The organism is Hydrocoleum sp. CS-953, assembly GCF_002260545.1.
Taxonomy (GTDB): domain Bacteria; phylum Cyanobacteriota; class Cyanobacteriia; order Cyanobacteriales; family Microcoleaceae; genus Trichodesmium.
This window is the reverse complement of record NZ_LGSU01000459.1, coordinates 1-3,169: the sequence shown is the minus strand read 5'-3', so window position 1 is coordinate 3,169 and position 3,169 is coordinate 1. Positions and strand designations below refer to the sequence as shown.

Annotated in this window: 3 protein-coding genes and 1 pseudogene; all 4 read right to left on the bottom strand. The window is 41.8% G+C overall.

Translation table 11 applies throughout. The annotated features are described in order from the left end of the window. Window positions 1-317: 317 nt before the first annotated feature. Window positions 318-737, bottom strand: a complete 420-nt coding sequence (locus tag AFK68_RS40990) for a hypothetical protein (protein WP_371357231.1) — start codon at window positions 735-737, stop codon at window positions 318-320. 50 nt (window positions 738-787) lie between these two features. Then, a partial coding sequence (locus tag AFK68_RS40985; protein WP_371357230.1) for an FAD-binding protein occupies window positions 788-1,250 on the bottom strand: 463 nt, incomplete at its 3' end. 62 nt (window positions 1,251-1,312) lie between these two features. Continuing rightward, window positions 1,313-1,932, bottom strand: a pseudogene (locus tag AFK68_RS34485) (FAD-binding protein); the annotation flags it as partial. Window position 1,933: 1 nt separating this feature from the next. Continuing rightward, window positions 1,934-2,731: FAD-dependent oxidoreductase (locus tag AFK68_RS34480; RefSeq protein WP_143437514.1), on the bottom strand; the 798-nt coding region annotated here is incomplete at its 3' end. Between the last annotated feature and the right edge of the window lie 438 nt (window positions 2,732-3,169).

The following is a 3,169-nucleotide window of genomic DNA, read 5'->3' as shown; positions in this document are numbered from 1 at the left end:
ACAACACCTGCTCCAGCTAAAATAGGAACAATAGAAATATCAAGGAATCGTAGAGACACAAAGATTCCAATCAGAATGATTAGGGCTGCAAAAATACTCCGAAAATTATTATGATTTCCAGGAAATTGGTATAAAAAGAAAGAAGGAACAATTCATTAATGGATAATGAATAATGAATCTGGTTAAAACCGAAAGGATAGAACCAAGTGGGGAAATCTTATTTCTTTTTTATCCTCAAAAGGAGAGGTTTTAAACCCAATGGATTAATTATCAATTATCCATTATCAATTATCAATTATCCATTATCCATTATTAATTTAATATTTCCGCTCTTGTGGTTCAAACATAGTTATTGCCACAGGTCGATAATTAATATCAATTCCCGCCAACGAATAATAAGCTAAACTATGCTGTAAAAACTGCTCATCATTTCGTTGCGGAAAATCTTCTCGACTATGAGCGCCTCTACTTTCCTGACGACTCAACGCCGAACTTAAAATTGTCTCACCCACAACAATAATACTCCGCAACTCCAACGCCTCAATAATTTCCGTATTCCAAGACTTACCCTTATCATCCAAATAAACCTGCTGATACTGCTCCTGCAACTGCTCCAATTTTTCCAACCCTTGCTGCATTACATCCTGGGAACGAAACACACCACAATGTTCACTCATTGCATCCTGAAACTGCTGCCGTAAAAAATCAATGCGATATTCTCCAGAGCGCTCTAACAAACCCTGAACTTGTTCCCGCGCCTCCTCTAAATAACCTTCCTCCTCAACANGTAAAAAATCAATGCGATATTCTCCAGAGCGCTCTAACAAACCCTGAACTTGTTCCCGCGCCTCCTCTAAATAACCTTCCTCCTCAACATCAGGTAACTTTCTACCCTCTACAAACTCAGCCATCGCTGCTCCAGTGCGTCGTCCATAAACCACACATTCCAACAAAGAATTACTTCCCAAACGGTTCGCCCCATGTACCGAAACACAAGCACATTCACCCGCAGCAAATAACCCATCCACCAAACCATCAGCACTCGCCAAAACTCTACCATCAGTATTAGTAGGAATGCCACCCATAGAATAATGAGCAGTCGGACGAACTGGCATCGGTTTGTTCACCGCATCAATACCTACAAGACGATGAGCCTCTTCCCAAGCAAACGGCACCTTACTCATAATTTTTTCCCGACCCATGTGTCGCAGATCCAGATAAATAAACGGACCTCCTGCACTACCATCCATATTAATTCCGCGACCTCATCATTTCGTTGCGGAAAATCTTCTCGACTATGAGCGCCTCTACNGCGTCGTCCATAAACCACACATTCCAACAAAGAATTACTTCCCAAACGGTTCGCCCCATGTACCGAAACACAAGCACATTCCCCCGCAGCAAATAACCCATCCACCAAACCATCAGCACTCGCCAAAACTCTACCATCAGTATTAGTAGGAATGCCACCCATAGAATAATGAGCAGTCGGACGAACTGGCATCGGTTTGTTCACCGCATCAATACCTACAAGACGATGAGCCTCTTCCCAAGCAAACGGCACCTTACTCATAATTTTTTCCCGACCCATGTGTCGCAGATCCAGATAAATAAACGGACCTCCTGCACTACCATCCATATTAATTCCGCGACCAGCACGAATTTCCAAAGTAATAGCACGGGAAGTAATATCACGAGGAGCCAACTCCATCCGACTCGGAGCATAATTCGCCATAAAGCGATCGCCATCACTATTAATTAGATAAGCACCCTCACCGCGCACCGCCTCAGAAATTAAAACCCCTGCTGGATATAAACCAGTGGGATGAAACTGCACAAATTCCATATCTTGCAGAGGCAAACCTGCCATTGCAGCCATTGCCAAACCGTCCCCAGTCGAAGCATAATCATTAGAAGTGGTATTAAACACCCNATTCGCCATAAAGCGATCGCCATCACTATTAATTAGATAAGCACCCTCACCGCGCACCGCCTCAGAAATTAAAACCCCTGCTGGATATAAACCAGTGGGATGAAACTGCACAAATTCCATATCTTGCAGAGGCAAACCTGCCATTGCAGCCATTGCCAAACCGTCCCCAGTCGAAGCATAATCATTAGAAGTGGTATTAAACACCCGACCATAACCACCAGTGGCAAGCATTATCGCCTTTGCTCGAAGTACAACTATTTCCCCATCCAAAATATGATACATAACTAAGCCTTTTGCCTGACCTTCTTCCAAGATCAGACGCATGACATACCATTCCTGATATACTTTTACCCCATTACGCTGGAGGTTATTTACCAACTCATGCAAAATAGCGTGACCAGTTTTATCCGCAGCATAACAAGTGCGGTTGTGGGAGTGACCGCCGAAAGGACGTTGAGCAATACGACCATCTGGCAAACGAGAGAATAATACTCCCAAATGTTCTAAGTCAATAATTACATCTGGTGCTTCCTTCGCTAAAATTTCTACTGCGTCTTGGTCTGCCAAATAGTCGGAACCTTTTACAGTATCAAAAGCATGAGCTTTCCAACTATCTTCAGGGTCTACATTTTGTAGGGAAGCAGCTATTCCACCTTGAGCAGCGACAGAGTGAGAACGAATGGGGTGAGTTTTGGCAACAACCGCCACATCTAAACTAGGATTTTTGCGAGCTATTTCCACAGCAGCGCGACAACCAGCAAGACCGCCGCCTACTATAATTATGTCGTGTTCTAACATTAGCTAAATATTAGGTATTTTTGTTCTTTTATCATCTTACTTTATAGTCGGTAAAGTAATATCAAATCTGCCGACTTTGGAGAATAAGTTTTGTAGTGGTTTGGTCACCAAACCCCTACAATATTGAATTGTACCGATACTAAGGAATTTGATATAATTTATGGTAAAAATTTGTCTAAAATTATCCACAAAAATTATTTTCTATTCCCTGAAACTAATTTAAAATAGAAGCCACCTAATTATATCATTTTCTACCTTTTTTCTTCCTCCTTAATATCAAATCCGCTTAATTCAGTATAAAAAAATGTTCCATTTTCAGCTATTGTTATATTTCTAGATATCTCTATCTTCCCACACTTTTCACACTCCCCACCCTTCCCACACTCTTTATCTAATTTAGACCGATACTACCGGATTTAATATTATTCCCTATTCCCT